The 15,771-nt window shown below is 47.1% G+C and carries 12 protein-coding genes; 10 read left to right on the forward strand and 2 right to left on the reverse strand.

The genetic code is table 11. The annotated features are described in order from the left end of the window. The first annotated feature begins 156 nt into the window (after window positions 1-156). The 3 genes from galU to M977_RS20240 all read left to right on the forward strand — a co-directional run bounded on the left by galU (window position 157) and on the right by M977_RS20240 (window position 3,580). Window positions 157-1,065 carry a UTP--glucose-1-phosphate uridylyltransferase GalU gene (gene galU / locus M977_RS20230; RefSeq protein WP_064518488.1) on the forward strand — a complete coding sequence of 303 codons (909 nt, stop codon included), beginning with the start codon at window positions 157-159 and terminating at the stop codon, window positions 1,063-1,065. Window positions 1,066-1,089: 24 nt separating this feature from the next. After that, window positions 1,090-2,430 carry a UDP-glucose dehydrogenase family protein gene (locus tag M977_RS20235; RefSeq protein ID WP_064518490.1) on the forward strand — a complete coding sequence of 447 codons (1,341 nt, stop codon included), beginning with the start codon at window positions 1,090-1,092 and terminating at the stop codon, window positions 2,428-2,430. A 139-nt stretch (window positions 2,431-2,569) separates the two neighbouring features. Continuing rightward, entirely contained in the window at window positions 2,570-3,580 is a 1,011-nt protein-coding gene (locus M977_RS20240) for an NAD-dependent epimerase (RefSeq protein ID WP_064518492.1), read from the forward strand. A 150-nt stretch (window positions 3,581-3,730) separates the two neighbouring features. Here the strand turns inward: M977_RS20240 and hns are convergent, their stop codons facing one another. Next, window positions 3,731-4,141 carry a histone-like nucleoid-structuring protein H-NS gene (hns, locus tag M977_RS20245; RefSeq protein ID WP_034455843.1) on the reverse strand — a complete coding sequence of 137 codons (411 nt, stop codon included), beginning with the start codon at window positions 4,139-4,141 and terminating at the stop codon, window positions 3,731-3,733. A 555-nt stretch (window positions 4,142-4,696) separates the two neighbouring features. Here hns and tdk point away from each other — a divergent pair. Beyond that, on the forward strand, window positions 4,697-5,302 hold the full coding sequence (gene tdk, locus M977_RS20250; RefSeq protein ID WP_034455842.1) for a thymidine kinase: 606 nt from the start codon (window positions 4,697-4,699) through the stop codon (window positions 5,300-5,302). Between the two features lie 123 nt (window positions 5,303-5,425). Here tdk and adhE read toward each other — a convergent pair whose 3' ends face one another. Then, window positions 5,426-8,113, reverse strand: a complete 2,688-nt coding sequence (adhE, locus tag M977_RS20255; protein WP_064518495.1) for a bifunctional acetaldehyde-CoA/alcohol dehydrogenase — start codon at window positions 8,111-8,113, stop codon at window positions 5,426-5,428. Between the two features lie 479 nt (window positions 8,114-8,592). Between adhE and M977_RS20260 the strand changes: the two genes are divergently transcribed. The 6 genes from M977_RS20260 (at window position 8,593) to oppF (ending at window position 15,722) form a co-directional block, all read left to right on the forward strand. Then, window positions 8,593-9,240 (forward strand): YchE family NAAT transporter, encoded by a 648-nt coding sequence (locus tag M977_RS20260; protein ID WP_064518498.1) that lies wholly within the window; start codon window positions 8,593-8,595, stop codon window positions 9,238-9,240. 761 nt (window positions 9,241-10,001) lie between these two features. Then, window positions 10,002-11,636, forward strand: coding sequence for an oligopeptide ABC transporter substrate-binding protein OppA (gene oppA, locus M977_RS20265; protein ID WP_064518500.1), 1,635 nt, complete (start codon window positions 10,002-10,004; stop codon window positions 11,634-11,636). A 216-nt stretch (window positions 11,637-11,852) separates the two neighbouring features. Then, window positions 11,853-12,773, forward strand: a complete 921-nt coding sequence (gene oppB / locus M977_RS20270; RefSeq protein WP_064518504.1) for an oligopeptide ABC transporter permease OppB — start codon at window positions 11,853-11,855, stop codon at window positions 12,771-12,773. A gap of 14 nt (window positions 12,774-12,787) precedes the next feature. Further along, entirely contained in the window at window positions 12,788-13,696 is a 909-nt protein-coding gene (gene oppC, locus M977_RS20275) for an oligopeptide ABC transporter permease OppC (protein WP_064518507.1), read from the forward strand. An 11-nt stretch (window positions 13,697-13,707) separates the two neighbouring features. Continuing rightward, window positions 13,708-14,721, forward strand: a complete 1,014-nt coding sequence (gene oppD / locus M977_RS20280) for an ABC transporter ATP-binding protein (protein WP_064518510.1) — start codon at window positions 13,708-13,710, stop codon at window positions 14,719-14,721. Further along, window positions 14,718-15,722: a murein tripeptide/oligopeptide ABC transporter ATP binding protein OppF gene (gene oppF, locus M977_RS20285; RefSeq protein WP_064518513.1), complete on the forward strand. Its 1,005-nt coding sequence runs from the start codon at window positions 14,718-14,720 to the stop codon at window positions 15,720-15,722. The genes oppD and oppF overlap by 4 nt, the downstream gene beginning before the upstream one ends. Window positions 15,723-15,771: the final 49 nt, after the last annotated feature.

A 15,771-nucleotide genomic window follows, 5' to 3' on the forward strand; every position in this document is an offset into this window, starting at 1 on the left:
GCTGGTGGTAATATCGTATTCAACTCATTCGTATTTATCTTAAATTGCCAACGCAACGGGTAAACAGCCGTAGATCTCACTTTTAAGCTGATATACTCGAGACGTTTTTTTAATTGACTTGCAAGTGAAAACTTGAACAGTCCAGGAGATTTTTCAATGGCTGCCATTAATTCTAAAGTAAGAAAAGCAGTAATCCCTGTCGCGGGATTAGGTACGCGTATGTTACCGGCGACCAAAGCAATTCCAAAAGAGATGTTGCCTCTGGTTGATAAACCATTAATTCAGTATGTGGTAAATGAATGTATCGCTGCAGGCATCACTGAAATTGTGTTGGTGACGCACTCTTCGAAAAACTCCATCGAAAACCACTTCGATACCAGCTTTGAACTTGAAGCCATGCTGGAAAAACGTGTTAAGCGCCAGTTGCTGGATGAAGTCCAGGCTATTTGCCCTCCGCATGTCACTATTATGCAGGTTCGTCAGGGCCTGGCGAAAGGTTTGGGTCACGCTGTTTTGTGCGCGCACCCGGTGGTGGGTGATGAGCCAGTAGCCGTTATTCTGCCAGATGTAATTCTCGATGAGTTCGAATCCGATCTTTCCCAGGATAACCTGGCAGAAATGATCAAACGTTTTGACGCTACGGGCAACAGCCAAATCATGGTTGAGCCGGTAGAAGATGTTACCGCTTACGGTGTTGTTGACTGTAAAGGTGTTGAGTTAAACGAAGGCGATAGCGTGCCAATGGTCGGTATCGTTGAGAAACCTAAAGCCAACGTTGCACCATCTAATCTTGCAGTTGTAGGCCGTTATGTGCTGACTGCTGATATTTGGCCGCTGCTGTCCAAAACACCTCCAGGTGCAGGTGATGAAATTCAGCTGACTGACTCCATTGCTATGTTGATGGAAAAACAGACTGTTGAAGCTTATCACATGAGAGGCGTGAGCCATGACTGTGGTAACAAACTCGGTTATATGCAGGCGTTTGTGGAGTACGGTATCCGTCACAGCACTTTGGGCGCAGATTTCAAAGCCTGGCTAGAAGAGACAGTTGGCGCGAAAAAGTAATTCATTTCAACGCAGGATAGAAAGATGAAAGTTACTGTATTTGGTATCGGCTATGTTGGACTTGTTCAGGCAGCAGTGCTTGCGGAAGTTGGTCACGATGTAATGTGCATAGATGTCGATGCGAAGAAAGTCGAAAATCTGAAAAACGGCGTGATCCCAATTTTTGAACCCGGCTTAACGCCGCTGGTGAAGAAAAACTATGAAGAAGGCCGTTTACAGTTCAGCACCGATGCTGAATTGGGCGTCCATCATGGTGAAATGCAATTTATTGCCGTTGGTACGCCACCGGATGAAGACGGTTCTGCTGACCTGAAATATGTCACCGCTGTGGCGCGTACTATCGCGCAGCACATGACATCCCACAAAGTTGTGCTCGATAAATCTACCGTTCCTGTCGGAACCGCAGACAAAGTGCGCAACGTAATGGAAGAGACGCTGAAAGCCCGTGGCGTAGACATTCCATTTGATGTGGTTTCTAACCCTGAATTCCTGAAAGAAGGTGCGGCAGTTTCTGACTGTATGCGCCCTGAGCGTATCGTTATTGGTACTGATAACGATGATGTGGTGGATTTGCTGCGTGAACTATACGAACCGTTCAACCGTAACCACGATCGCATGATCCTGATGGATATCCGTAGTGCCGAGCTGACCAAGTACGCCGCTAACTGCATGCTGGCGACTAAAATTAGCTTTATGAACGAAATCTCTAACCTGGCAGAACGCCTGGGCGCAGATATCGAAAAAGTGCGTATGGGTATTGGTTCAGACTCCCGCATCGGCTACAGCTTTATTTACCCTGGCTGTGGTTATGGTGGCTCCTGCTTCCCTAAAGATGTGCAGGCTCTGATTCGTACCGCTCAGCAGATTGGCTACACGCCACGTATTCTGCAAGCGGTAGAAGAGGTCAACCACGACCAGAAGTTAAAACTCCCTGAGTTTATTACTCGTCATTTCGGTGAAGATCTGAAAGGTAAAACCTTCGCGCTGTGGGGACTTTCCTTCAAACCGAATACCGACGATATGCGTGAAGCCTCTAGCCGCGTCCTGATGGAAGCGCTGTGGGAACGCGGTGCTCAGGTGCAGGCGTATGACCCGGAAGCAATGGACGAAGCTCAGCGCATTTACGGACATCGCCCAGATCTGAAATTGATGGGAACTAAAGAAGCTGCATTACAAGATGCAGATGCTCTGGTTATTTGTACTGAGTGGCAAAGTTTCCGTGCACCTGATTTTGATGCAATCAAGAAATCCCTAAAGCAACCAGTTATCTTTGACGGTCGTAACCTGTATGATCCTGAGAGACTTAACAAACGCGGCTTTGTTTATTATGCAATCGGCCGCGGAGCGTCCATCAATATTGCGTAATATATCCTAAATAATTCAAGCTGCATCGCGGCGGCAAGTGAACACATCCCGATGAACTTACATCAGTAAGTGATTCGGGTAAGTTCACAAAACCAACAAAGATGCAGTTTGAAGTATGACGGGTATAAATGAGGATTATATGAAATTTTTGGTTACCGGCAGTGCAGGCTTTATTGGATTTCATGTCAGTGAACGTCTGCTGGCAGCCGGTCACCAGGTTATCGGTATCGATAACCTGAATGACTATTACGATGTCAATCTTAAACAAGCTCGCCTTGATCTTCTCGCACCACATTCTTCATTCCGTTTCGATAAAATTGACCTTGCCGATCGTAATGCCATGGCAGAGTTATTTGCCAAAGAGAAATTTGATCGTGTGATTCACCTTGCTGCTCAAGCAGGTGTACGTTATTCCATCGATAACCCTCACGCCTATGCCGATTCAAACCTTGTGGGGCATTTAAATGTTCTTGAAGGTTGTCGCCATAATAAAGTGGGGCATCTGTTATATGCTTCGTCAAGTTCAGTATATGGGCTAAATCGCAAACTTCCATTCTCAACTGATGACACTGTTGATCATCCAATATCATTATATGCGGCAACCAAAAAAGCTAACGAGTTGATGTCGCATACGTACTCTCACTTATATGGGTTACCGACGACCGGCTTGCGTTTTTTCACCGTTTATGGTCCATGGGGCCGCCCGGATATGGCGTTATTTAAATTTACCCGTGCGATTGTCGAAGGAAAGAGTATCGACGTTTATAATCATGGGCAAATGCGTCGTGACTTCACTTATATTGATGATATTGCAGAGGCGATTGTTCGTTTGCAGGATGTCATTCCACAAGCCGATGCCATGTGGACAGTAGAGGAAGGAACTCCGGCGACAAGCTCAGCGCCTTATCGAGTTTATAATATTGGGAACAGTAATCCAGTTACGTTAATGGATTATATTACTGCGCTTGAAACCTCGTTAGGTAAGGTTGCCCAGAAGAATATGATGCCTATGCAGCCAGGAGACGTTCTGGAGACCAGTGCGGACACGAAGGCGTTGTATGATGTCATTGGCTTTAAACCACAGACATCGGTTCAGGATGGCGTACAGCGCTTTGTAGACTGGTATAAGGCATTCTATAAAGTCAGCTGATGCTGAGATTGCTGAGAAGTTAAAAGAAAAAGGAAGCCTGGCTTCCTTTTTTATGAGCGCTATTTGTAGCAACAAAGATTTTGCTAATGATGTACCCAAAATAAAAATCCCGCCGAAGCGGGATTTAATAAGCAGCACTAAAAGCGAAAATTAGGCGATCAGGAAGTCTTCCAGTTTCTTGCCTTGCTCTTCCATTGCTTTTTTGATTACAGCTGGAGTACGGCCCTGGCCAGTCCAGGTTTTGCTTTCGCCGTTTTCGTCGATGTACTGATATTTAGCTGGACGTGCAGCGCGTTTTGCTTTGCCTGCAGTTTTAACAGCAGCCATGCTATTCAGTAATTCATTAGGATCAATGCCGTCAGCAATTAGCATTTCACGGTATTGTTGCAGTTTACGAGTACGCTCTTCAATTTCTGCAGCAGCAGCGTTATCTTCTTCACGGCGTTCGTTAACAACAACTTCTAATTTTTCCAGCATTTCTTCCAGCGTTTCCAGGGTACATTCTCTGGCTTGTGCACGAAGAGTACGGATGTTGTTCAGAATTTTAAGTGCTTCGCTCATTTTAGTAATCTCAAACTTATATTGATGGTTGGCTTGTTGGGCTAATAATAGAGGCTTAAATTAAGTTCTGCAATAGGAAGTAATGTAAGGAATTCAAAATTCCATAATATTTTGTCGATTTATAAAAGGGTATTAACTTAAATTTTGGCTTGCATCTAAGGTAAACAAAACGTGGGGAACTCACTTTTTCTACAACAACCCTGATAGTTTCAGGGTTGCCGAAGGAGTAAATTGAGACATAAACGCATTAATGGTGAAATATCAACCTTTGGTATTATTGCCTGTAATGGTGGATATTTTTAATAGATAATTATTATTAGCGATTCAATAGGTTTCTTGGAATTGCAGCAAAAACACTGAAAACTCCGTAAGTTAAGTGCAACGTGATGAACATCAACCCTCTGCCGATTTCAGGCATTCCACGCTATGGTTTATATATCTCTCGAACACTCTATGAATTTTTCCAGGAGTCATAAGGTAAAAGCAACTCCCTAACGGCTTATGATATAATCCTGTGTTAATAATATTTACATTTTAACTCAGGCTAGCTGACCAATGGCACAACTCTACTTTTACTATTCCGCAATGAACGCGGGTAAATCTACGGCATTACTGCAATCGTCATACAACTATCAAGAGCGCGGAATGCGCACATTGGTGTATACCGCAGAAATTGACAATCGGTTTGGTTCTGGAAAGGTGAGTTCGCGTATTGGATTATCGTCTCCTGCAAAGCTCTACAATGGCTCAACCCAATTATTCAATGAAATACGTGAAGAGCATCAGCGGGACGCTGTGCATTGCGTTCTGGTAGATGAATGCCAATTCCTCACACGTGATCAAGTTTTGGCGTTATCAGACGTCGTAGATGAATTAGATATTCCCGTATTATGTTATGGCCTACGCACTGATTTTCAGGGCGAGTTATTTGGCGGAAGCCAATATTTATTAGCGTGGTCAGACAAACTGGTGGAATTAAAAACTATCTGTTTTTGTGGACGTAAAGCCAGCATGGTTTTGCGCCTCGACCAGGAAGGTCGCCCGTATAACCAGGGAGAGCAGGTTGTGATTGGTGGGAACGAGCGCTATGTATCTGTTTGCCGTAAACACTATAAAGAAGCACTGCAGACAGGCTCTCTGGAAGGCATTCAGAGCGAATAAAATTAAACGGGAAGGGCAAAGGGTTGCCTTTCTCAATCATCGTCGTGAGAGGCTTTGTGCGACGTTTTTAGAAAACAGAAACAAAAAAACCCGCCGAAGCGGGTTTTTTATTAGGCTTTACAATTAAGCGGTTTTCTTCGCTTTCTTGTCAGCTTTAACGGCTGGAGCTGCAGTTGCTTTAGCAGATGGTGCTTCGTTGCCTTCTTCGGAGAATTCACGACCGTAGAAGGTATCCATCAGAATTTGTTTCAGTTCAGAGATCAGCGGGTAACGTGGGTTAGCACCGGTACACTGGTCATCGAACGCATCTTCAGACAGTTTATCAACGTGAGCCAGGAAGTCAGCTTCCTGAACGCCAGCTTCGCGGATGGACTTAGGAATACCCAGTTCAGCCTTGATGCTGTCAAGCCATGCCAGCAGTTTCTCAATCTTAGCAGCAGTACGGTCGCCCGGTGCGCTCAGACCCAGATGGTCAGCGATCTCAGCATAACGACGACGCGCTTGTGGGCGGTCATACTGGCTGAATGCAGTCTGCTTAGTTGGGTTGTCGTTCGCGTTATAACGGATAACGTTGGAGATCAACAGGGCGTTCGCCAGACCGTGAGGAATGTGGAACTGAGAACCCAGTTTGTGAGCCATTGAGTGACACACACCCAAGAAGGCGTTCGCAAACGCGATACCCGCGATGGTCGCAGCGTTGTGTACACGCTCACGAGCAACTGGGTTTTTAGAGCCTTCGTTGTAAGATGCTGGCAGGTTTTCTTTCAGCAGTTTCAGTGCTTGCAGAGCCTGACCGTCAGAGAACTCGCTCGCCAGAACAGAAACATAAGCTTCCAGTGCGTGAGTTACGGCATCAAGACCACCGAATGCACACAGGGACTTAGGCATATCCATCACCAGGTTGGCATCAACAATCGCCATATCTGGAGTCAGAGCGTAGTCAGCCAGTGGGTATTTCTGGCCAGTTGCATCATCAGTTACAACTGCAAACGGAGTCACTTCTGAACCAGTACCGGAAGTGGTGGTAACCGCGATCATTTTCGCTTTTACGCCCATTTTCGGGAACTTGTAGATACGCTTACGGATGTCCATGAAGCGCAGAGCCAGTTCTTCGAAGTGAGTTTCTGGGTGCTCGTACATGACCCACATGATTTTCGCAGCATCCATCGGTGAACCACCACCCAGCGCGATAATCACGTCTGGTTTGAAGGAGTTCGCCAGTTCTGCACCTTTACGTACTACGGACAGAGTCGGATCAGCTTCTACTTCGAAGAATACTTCAGTTTCAACGCCAGCTGCTTTCAGAACAGAAGTGATCTGGTCTGCATAGCCGTTGTTGAACAAGAAACGGTCGGTAACGATCATCGCACGTTTGTGACCATCAGTAATCACTTCGTCCAGCGCGATTGGCAGAGAGCCACGGCGGAAGTAGATAGATTTCGGAAGTTTATGCCACAACATGTTCTCAGCTCGCTTAGCAACGGTTTTCTTGTTGATCAGGTGCTTAGGACCCACGTTCTCAGAGATGGAGTTACCACCCCATGAGCCACAACCCAGAGTCAGGGAAGGCGCGAGTTTGAAGTTGTACAGGTCACCGATACCACCCTGAGAAGCAGGGGTGTTGATCAGGATACGTGCAGTTTTCATTTTGTCGCCGAAGTGCTTAACGCGCTCTGGCTGGTTGTCCTGGTCTGTGTACAGGCAAGAGGTATGACCGATACCGCCCATCTCAACCAGTTTCTCAGCTTTAACAACAGCGTCTTCGAAGCTCTTAGCACGGTACATAGCCAGGGTTGGAGACAGTTTTTCGTGAGCAAATGGCTCTGACTCGTCAACAACGCTAACTTCACCAATCAGGATCTTGGTGTCAGCCGGTACTGTGAAGCCTGCAAGTTCAGCAATTTTAGTTGCTGGCTGACCAACGATAGCTGCGTTCAGTGCACCATTTTTCAGGATGATGTCCTGAACAGCTTTCAGCTCTTTACCCTGCAGCATGTAGCCGCCGTGGGATGCAAAACGTTCGCGCACTGCGTTGTAAGCAGAGTCAACAACGATAACTGATTGCTCGGAAGCACAGATTACGCCGTTATCGAAGGTTTTAGACATCAGGATAGAAGCAACTACACGTTTGATGTCGGCAGTTTCGTCAACAACAACAGGGGTGTTACCTGCGCCTACGCCGATTGCTGGTTTACCGGAGCTGTATGCTGCTTTAACCATGCCAGGGCCACCAGTAGCCAGAATCATGTTGATATCTGGGTGGTGCATCAGAGCGTTTGACAGTTCGACAGATGGCTGGTCAATCCAACCGATCAGATCTTTAGGTGCACCAGCAGCGATCGCAGCTTGCAGAACGATGTCCGCTGCTTTGTTGGTCGCGTCTTTTGCACGTGGGTGTGGAGAGAAGATGATTGCGTTACGAGTCTTCAGGCTGATCAGAGACTTAAAGATAGCCGTTGAAGTTGGGTTAGTCGTTGGCACGATACCGCAGATGATACCGATTGGCTCAGCGATGGTGATAGTCCCGAACGTGTGGTCTTCAGACAGAACACCGCAGGTCTTTTCATCTTTATAGGCGTTGTAGATATACTCTGAAGCAAAGTGGTTTTTGATCACTTTATCTTCAACGATACCCATGCCAGATTCGGCAACGGCCAGTTTCGCGAGAGGGATTCGAGCATCTGCGGCAGCCAGAGCGGCGGCGCGGAAGATTTTATCAACTTGCTCTTGAGTAAAGTTGGCATATTCACGCTGGGCTTTCTTGACGCGCTCTACAAGTGCGTTAAGTTCAGCGACATTAGTTACAGCCATAATGCTCTCCTGATAATGTTTAAACTCTTTTAGTAAATGAGCTGCTCGAGACGACAGTATAGTCAGCGGGCAACAGCTTGCGTAAGACACGAGCCACGACTATCCAAAAACTTCCCAAAACATCTTACTGACTTACTAAAAGAGCCTACCTAAAAAAACCTATTCATCCTCTGAATCATTTGCTCTTCAGATGCATCAAGAGTACTCACTTCTGAGTAGGTTTTTTGTGATGTAAATCACAATATTTTAAGGCTGACTCCATTCAGCAGGGAGGATTCAGGTAACGGATAAGTCTTTAAAATTTTAGTCACAGCAAAGATAAAACAAATTACCATAATTTCAACAAGTGGGTAACAATATCGTTTAATATCGCATTTGCTAATAAAAGTAGTTATCTATGCTGCGAAAGTGCGTGGCGCCAGCACCTGTTTTCCATTACATTACGCCGGCCTTTGCTACGTTCATTCGCGGAGTTTTGAGTGGCCCAACCCTTGTTCGATTTGCCTACCTATTTTAAGTTCTTTATTGGCTTGTTCGCGCTGGTAAACCCAGTGGGGATCATTCCTGTATTCATTAGTATGACCAGCTACCAAACGGCGTTGGCCAGGAATAAAACAAACCTTACCGCCAACCTGTCGGTAGCGATTATTTTATGGACATCGTTGTTCCTCGGTGACGGTATTCTGCAATTATTTGGTATATCAATTGATTCTTTCCGCATTGCCGGCGGTATTCTGGTAGTCACCATTGCGATGTCGATGATCAGCGGTAAGCTTGGGGAAGATAAACAGAACAAACAAGAAAAATCAGAAAGCGCCATTCGTGAAAGTGTAGGTGTTGTGCCATTAGCATTGCCTCTAATGGCAGGTCCTGGTGCAATAAGTTCGACCATCGTATGGGGCACGCGTTACCATAGCTGGAATTATCTGGTCGGTTTTACAATCGCTATTGCACTCTTTGCATTTTGTTGTTGGTTGGTGTTCCGCCTTGCGCCATGGCTAGTACGCCTGCTAGGTCAAACCGGCATCAACGTCATTACCCGTATAATGGGTCTGTTGCTGATGGCTCTGGGTATAGAGTTTATTGTGACTGGCCTGAAAACGATCTTCCCGGGACTGTTAAGTTAGTTCTGCTGAAAGGTTCGTATGAAAAAGCAGAATAATTATTCTGCTTTTTTTTGTTAATTTCACACCAATACCAATAAAGCATAAGCATTTTTTCAGTTTTCATAAGAAAATTATTCATAAGAAAATGCTTTGGAAACCGCGTATTAACTACCTTCACTTTTCCCCGCTGTACATAAAACTGACAATCAGTTCGTTATTTAACTCACACTACACAATGATGCTTGCTGCCGCTTTATTGAGATGATATTAGTTAATCATGCTATCCAGCAGATGAATGTGCTAGAAAATAACCAATTGTTAATTTTTCGTGAATTAGGGGTGGGTGCCGTCAGTCTGCGCGAAATTCATCTTTTTGATCACCGGTATATCTTTTATTTTTAAAGAGTTAACCGAGTGTTTTACACGGAAAAAGCATCGTTACGAACCAGTCTCCGAATAGATAAAAGAGAAATGGTTAACAAATTTGCAAATTGTATTGGCGAGCGTCAGAGGCTTTTGATACTTTCCGGGCAACACAATTATCTGAGAAATGTTTCATTTACAGATGACTCATAAAAATCAACCTGAGTACAGGGTAGGTTGATTAAGAATCGACGGAGCAGGGTGCCAATAAGAGCGTCCCCAAAAATAAAGTCGGTGATAGCAAGTAAGACAAGAAGTTAATCCGGACAGTCGCATAACGCTCTTGCGCTGTTAAGGAACCCTAAGGGGAAGAGGCTGGCTTTCGGGTCGGTAATTATAATGAGTGGAGTAACAACACAATGTCCATCATCACAAAAAAAAGTCTGGTAGCAGCAAGTATTTTATCCGCGCTAATCGTAGGCAATGTGGCCATGGCGGCCGAAGTTCCTGCAGGTGTTCAACTGTCAGAAAAGCAAACGTTGATCCGAAATAACGGTGCTGAACCACAGTCTCTGGACCCAAATAAGATTGAAGGTGTTCCTGAGTCAAACGTGAGCCGTGACCTGTTTGAAGGTTTATTGATTACTTCTCCAAAAGACGGTCACCCAATTCCGGGCGTAGCAGAGTCCTGGGATAATAAAGATTTCAAAGTCTGGACCTTCCATCTGCGTAAAGATGCGAAATGGTCTAACGGCGAGCCAGTCACAGCACAAGATTTCGTTTATAGCTGGCAGCGTCTGGTTGATCCAAATACTGCTTCCCCATACGCAAGCTACCCGCAATACGGCCATATCGTAAACGTTGATGCTATCATCGACGGAAAAATGAAACCAAGTGAACTGGGCGTAAAAGCCATTGACGACCACACTCTGGAAGTCACTTTGAGCGAGCCTGTTCCTTACTTCTATAAACTTCTGGTTAACCCGGCGATGTCCCCGGTGAATAAAACCGCCATTGAGAAGTTTGGTGAGAAGTGGACCCAGCCTGCAAACATCGTGAGCAACGGTGCTTATAAACTGAAAGACTGGGTTGTTAACGAACGCATCGTCATGGAGCGTAATACCAATTATTGGGATAACGCGAAAACCGTTATTTCGCAAATTACCTATCTGCCAATCTCTTCCGAAGTCACGGATGTTAACCGCTACCGCAGCGGTGAGATTGACATGACGTATAACAACCTGCCAATCGAGCTGTTCCAGAAGCTGAAAAAAGAAATTCCAACTGAAGTACACGTTGACCCGTATCTGTGTACTTACTACTACGAAATTAACAACCAGAAAGCTCCATTTAACGATGCGCGTGTCCGTACCGCGCTGAAACTGGGTCTGGATCGTGACATTATCGTTAATAAAGTGAAGGCGCAGGGCGATCTGCCAGCATATGGCTATACCCCTCCTTATACTGACGGTGCAAAACTGACAAAACCTGAGTGGTTCTCATGGACTCAGGAAAAACGTAACGAAGAAGCTAAGAAGTTGCTGGCTGAAGCGGGTTACACCAAAGATAAACCGCTGACCTTCGACCTGTTGTACAACACCTCCGATCTGCACAAGAAACTGGCTATTGCAGCTGCTTCTATCTGGCAGAAAAACCTCGGTGTGAACGTTAAGCTGGTAAACCAGGAGTGGAAAACCTTCCTCGATACGCGTCATCAGGGCAACTATAACGTTGCGCGTGCTGGCTGGTGTGCGGATTACAATGAACCGACTTCCTTCCTGAATACGATGCTGTCTACAAGCTCAATGAACACCGCGCATTATAAGAGCCCAGCCTTTGACGCCATTATGGCTGAATCGCTGAAAGCGACTGATGATGCGCAACGCTCTGCCGCATACGATAAAGCGGAACAGCAATTGGGCAAAGATTCTGCAATCGTTCCGGTTTATTACTATGTGAATGCCCGTCTGGTGAAACCATGGATTGGCGGTTATACCGGTAAAGACCCGATGGATAATATCTATACTAAAGATATGTATATCATCAAACATTAATGGCAATTCGTGGGGCAAGTTTTATCCCTCATACTTCACGCTGCAGGTGCGTTAACTGCGCTCATTCACCCCAGTCACATAGTTTGTCTATGTTCCTGGGGATTCATGAGCTTGTCGCCTTCCTGCAACGTGAATTATTTAAGATAAAAGGGTAGAGCTTGCCCCATCGTGTCTTATTTTATCGCACTCTAAAGGCACAGCCAGAAGGTACGGGCAATGTTGAAATTTATTCTGCGTCGTTGTCTGGAAGCAATTCCGACACTATTTATTCTTATAACAATTTCATTCTTCATGATGCGCCTTGCGCCAGGTAGCCCTTTTACCAGCGAACGCGCACTGCCGCCGGAAGTTATGGCGAACATTGAAGCCAAATACCATTTAAACGATCCGATCTCGACCCAGTATTTCAGCTATCTGAAACAACTGGCGCACGGTGATTTTGGCCCGTCATTTAAATATAAAGATTATTCAGTGAACGACCTGGTGGCTTCAAGCTTCCCAGTCTCGGCAAAACTGGGTGCTGCTGCATTTATCTTTGCCGTTGTTTTAGGGGTTTTCGCTGGGGTTATTGCCGCACTGAATCAAAATACTAAATGGGATTACGCCGTAATGGGGATAGCCATGACCGGGGTAGTTATCCCGAGCTTCGTGGTTGCGCCATTACTGGTTCTGATTTTTGCGATAACCCTCAAGTGGTTGCCCGGAGGCGGGTGGAACGGAGGGGCTATTCAATACATGATCCTGCCGATGGTCGCGTTGTCTTTGGCTTATATTGCCAGTATCGCGCGTATCACTCGTGGCTCAATGATTGAAGTTCTGCACTCCAACTTTATCCGTACCGCCCGTGCGAAAGGTTTGCCGATGCGCCGCATTATTTTGCGCCACGCGTTGAAACCTGCACTGCTACCCGTTCTGTCATATTTGGGCCCGGCATTTGTCGGTATCATCACAGGCTCGATGGTTATTGAAACCATTTACGGATTACCGGGTATCGGCCAGTTGTTCGTAAACGGAGCGTTGAACCGTGACTATTCATTGGTTCTGAGCCTGACCATTCTGGTTGGCGCGCTAACTATTCTCTTTAACGCGATTGTTGATGTGCTGTATGCCGTTATCGATCCGAAAATCCGTTACTGACGCTGGAGTACGCCATGATGTTGAGTAATAAAAACAGCGAGGCGCTGGAAAACTTCAGTGAAAAACTAGAAGTAGAAGGCCGTAGCCTTTGGCAAGACGCCCGTCGCCGCTTTATGCATAACCGTGCAGCGGTAGCGAGTCTGATTGTCCTGGCACTTATCGCGCTGTTCGTGACCTTCGCGCCAATGCTGTCGCAGTTTAGCTATTTTGATACCGATTGGGGAATGATGTCGGCCGCACCGGACATGACCTCTGGTCACTATTTCGGTACGGACTCTTCAGGTCGTGACCTGCTGGTTCGTGTCGCAATCGGTGGCCGTATCTCATTGATGGTGGGTGTTGCGGCGGCACTGGTCGCGGTAGTCGTTGGCACATTGTATGGCTCGCTTGCAGGTTATCTGGGTGGCAAAACCGACTCTGTGATGATGCGTCTGCTCGAGATCCTCAACTCCTTCCCATTCATGTTCTTCGTTATTTTGCTGGTGACATTCTTCGGGCAAAACATCCTGCTGATTTTTGTCGCAATCGGCATGGTTTCCTGGCTGGATATGGCACGTATCGTGCGTGGCCAAACGCTGAGCCTGAAACGTAAAGAGTTCATTGAAGCAGCCCAGGTTGGCGGTGTTTCTACCGTTAACATTGTTGTTCGTCACATTGTGCCAAACGTACTCGGCGTAGTGGTGGTTTATGCCTCGCTGCTGGTGCCAAGCATGATCCTGTTCGAATCTTTCCTGAGCTTCCTGGGGCTGGGTACACAAGAGCCACTAAGTAGCTGGGGTGCATTGCTGAGCGATGGTGCCAACTCCATGGAAGTTTCCCCATGGTTGCTGATGTTCCCGGCAGGCTTCCTGGTTATCACTCTGTTCTGTTTCAACTTTATCGGCGATGGTCTGCGTGATGCCCTCGACCCGAAAGATCGTTAAGGAGTGCCGCGATGAGCACAATTGAAAATCCTGCGGTGGTTACTCCACTGAGCCAGGCTTCTACGTTGTTAGACGTAAAAGATCTGCGCGTCACCTTCAGTACGCCAGACGGTGATGTTACTGCGGTAAACGATCTGAATTTCAGCCTGCGTGCCGGTGAAACACTGGGTATTGTGGGCGAATCCGGTTCCGGTAAATCGCAAACGGCTTTTGCTTTGATGGGTTTGCTGGCGGCAAATGGCCGTATTGGTGGCTCAGCGAAGTTTAATGGCAAAGAGATTCTGAACCTGCCCGAAAGCCAGCTTAACCGCCTGCGTGCAGAACAGATTTCGATGATCTTCCAGGACCCAATGACCTCACTGAATCCTTACATGCGTGTAGGTGAGCAGTTAATGGAAGTGCTGATGTTGCACAAAAAATTGGGCAAAGCGGAAGCGTTTGAAGAATCTGTTCGTATGCTCGATGCGGTTAAAATGCCTGAAGCACGGAAACGCATGCGTATGTTCCCGCATGAGTTTTCCGGCGGTATGCGCCAGCGCGTAATGATTGCCATGGCGTTACTGTGCCGTCCAAAACTGTTGATTGCAGATGAGCCAACGACAGCATTGGATGTGACCGTTCAGGCACAAATCATGACGCTGCTGAACGAGCTTAAACGTGAGTTCAACACCGCGATTATCATGATCACCCACGATCTAGGTGTTGTTGCCGGGATCTGCGACAAAGTACTGGTGATGTATGCTGGCCGTACTATGGAGTATGGTCAGGCGCGGGATGTGTTTTACAACCCGGTTCACCCGTATTCTATCGGTCTGCTAAATGCGGTACCGCGTCTGGATGCTGAAGGTGAATCACTGCTGACTATTCCTGGCAACCCACCAAACCTGTTGCGTTTGCCGAAGGGGTGCCCGTTCCAGCCTCGTTGCCCACATGCGATGGAAATCTGTAACACAGCACCGCCGCTGGAACAATTTGGTGAGGGCCGCTTACGCGCCTGCTTTAAGCCAGTGGAGGAGTTAGTATGAACGCCGTGACGCAAGAGAAAAAAGTCCTCTTAGAAATCGCTGACCTTAAAGTTCACTTTGATATCAAAGACGGCAGGCAGTGGTTCTGGCAACCCTCTAAAACCCTGAAAGCGGTTGATGGCGTGACGCTGCGTTTATACGAAGGCGAAACGCTGGGCGTGGTAGGGGAATCGGGCTGCGGAAAATCGACATTTGCCCGTGCGATTATCGGCCTGGTGAAAGCGACGGAAGGCCGCGTTGCATGGCTGGGTAAAGATTTGCTGGGCATGAATCAGGACGAGTGGCGCGATGTGCGTAGCGACATCCAGATGATTTTCCAGGACCCGCTCGCGTCGCTCAACCCGCGTATGAATATCGGCGATATTATCGCTGAGCCGCTGCGCACCTATCACCCGAAAATGCCGCGCCAGGAAGTTCGTGACCGCGTAAAAGCGATGATGATGAAAGTGGGCTTGCTGCCAAACCTCATCAACCGTTACCCGCACGAGTTTTCAGGTGGCCAGTGCCAGCGTATCGGGATCGCCCGTGCTTTGATCCTTGAGCCAAAACTGATTATCTGTGACGAACCGGTTTCTGCGCTCGACGTATCAATCCAGGCTCAGGTTGTGAACCTGCTGCAAAAACTGCAACGTGAAATGGGGCTTTCCCTGATCTTCATCGCGCACGATTTAGCAGTGGTAAAACACATCTCTGACCGCGTTCTGGTGATGTATCTGGGCCATGCCGTTGAGCTGGGCACCTATGATGAGGTGTATCACAACCCGCTGCACCCTTACACCAAAGCGTTGATGTCTGCGGTACCAATTCCTGACCCGGATCTGGAAAGAAATAAAACGATACAACTTCTCGAAGGGGAGTTGCCCTCGCCAATCAACCCGCCGTCAGGCTGCGTGTTCCGTACGCGCTGCCCGATTGCAGGGCCAGAATGTGCGAAAACTCGCCCAGTTCTGGAAGGCAGTTTCAAGCATGCCGTTTCCTGTCTGAAGGTTGACCCGTTATAATCTCGCAGGGCTGGCATTACGCCAGCCCTTTTTTTACAGGCGAGGTTTT

The sequence above is a fragment of the Buttiauxella gaviniae ATCC 51604 genome (assembly GCF_001654835.1).
Classification (GTDB): domain Bacteria; phylum Pseudomonadota; class Gammaproteobacteria; order Enterobacterales; family Enterobacteriaceae; genus Buttiauxella; species Buttiauxella gaviniae.